The sequence below is a fragment of the Ancylobacter mangrovi genome (genome assembly GCF_024752335.1).
Classification (GTDB): Bacteria; Pseudomonadota; Alphaproteobacteria; order Rhizobiales; family Xanthobacteraceae; genus Ancylobacter; species Ancylobacter mangrovi.
This window is the reverse complement of sequence record NZ_JANTHY010000018.1, coordinates 1-1,283: the sequence shown is the minus strand read 5'-3', so window position 1 is coordinate 1,283 and position 1,283 is coordinate 1. Positions and strand designations below refer to the sequence as shown.

At 66.3% G+C, this 1,283-nt stretch carries 1 protein-coding gene; it reads right to left on the bottom strand.

The window, feature by feature from the left end; genetic code table 11:
- The coding region (bamA, locus tag NVS83_RS23440; protein ID WP_258741755.1) for an outer membrane protein assembly factor BamA at nucleotides 1-1,283 on the bottom strand (1,283 nt) is incomplete at both ends.

Here is a 1,283-nt window from a genome sequence, read left to right as displayed (position 1 = left end):
GCCCGCGAGGCGGACATACTGGCCGCGGCCGAGGAAGTTCTTCTCCGAGACCGACACCTCGCCGATGAAGCCGTCCGTGGTCGAGTAGCCGCCGGAGACCGAGAACTCGCCGGTCGGCTGGTCCTCGACCGTGACCACCAGGATCACCCGGTCCGGCGCGGTGCCCGGCTCGTTGGTGATCTTCACGTCCTTGAAGTAGCCGAGGTTGCGCAGCCGCCGCTCGGCGCGGTCGATCAGCACCCGGTTATAGGCGTCGCCCTCGGCGAGGTCGAACTCGCGCCGGATCACCCAGTCGCGGGTGCGGGTGTTGCCGCGGATCTCGATGCGCTCGATGTAGACGCGCGGGCCTTCCTCGACGGCGAAGACCAGGTTGATCTTGCGGGTCTGCACGTCGCGGTCGCCGCGCGGGCGGACCTGGGCGAAGGCATAGCCGCTCTTCGACACCTCGATGGTCGCGTTCTCGACCGACTTCTCGACCAGCTCGGCATTGTAGACCTGGCCGGGGCTCACGCGCAGCGCGGAGCGGATGCGGGCCGGGTCGACGTCCTTGATGCCGGAGACGACGTCGACCGTGCCGACGCGGTACTGCGCGCCCTCGTCGAGCACATAGGTCAGGATGAACCCGCCCTTGGCGCGGTCGAGATCGGCGGTCACCGACACGATGCGGAAGTCGGCATAGCCGTTGCGCAGATAGAAGCGGCGCAGCAGCTCCTGGTCGTTGTTGATGCGGTCGACGTCATAGATGTCGGTGTTCTTCAGCCACGACAGCCAGTTGGACTCGGTCGTGGTGATCTCGTCCTTGAGCTTGTAGTCCGAGAACGCCTTGTTGCCGACGAAGCGGATCTCGGCCACGCCGAGCTTGTCGCCCTCGGTGATGTTGAAGACGAGGTCGACACGGCCCTGCCCGCGCTCGATCGTCTCGGGCGTCACCCGTACGTCGTAGCGGCCGGAGCGGCGATAGAGCTCGATGATGCGCTGGGTGTCGGCCTGCACCGTGGTCTTGGAGAACGGCGCGCGGGGCTTCGACTGCACCTCGCTGGCAAGCTGCTCGTCCTTGAGCTTCTTGTTGCCCTCGAAGGCGACGCGGTTGATGACCTCGTTCTCCTTGACGGAGACGACCAGCCGGCCGCCGCGATGGCTGATGGTGACATCCGAGAACAGCCCCGTCGCGTAGAGCGACTTCAGCGCCTCGTCGATCTTCGCCGGCGTCAGCGACTGCCCCGGATCGGTCGCGAAATAGGAGCGGATCGTGTCCGCATCCACACGCTGGTTGCCCTCGACGA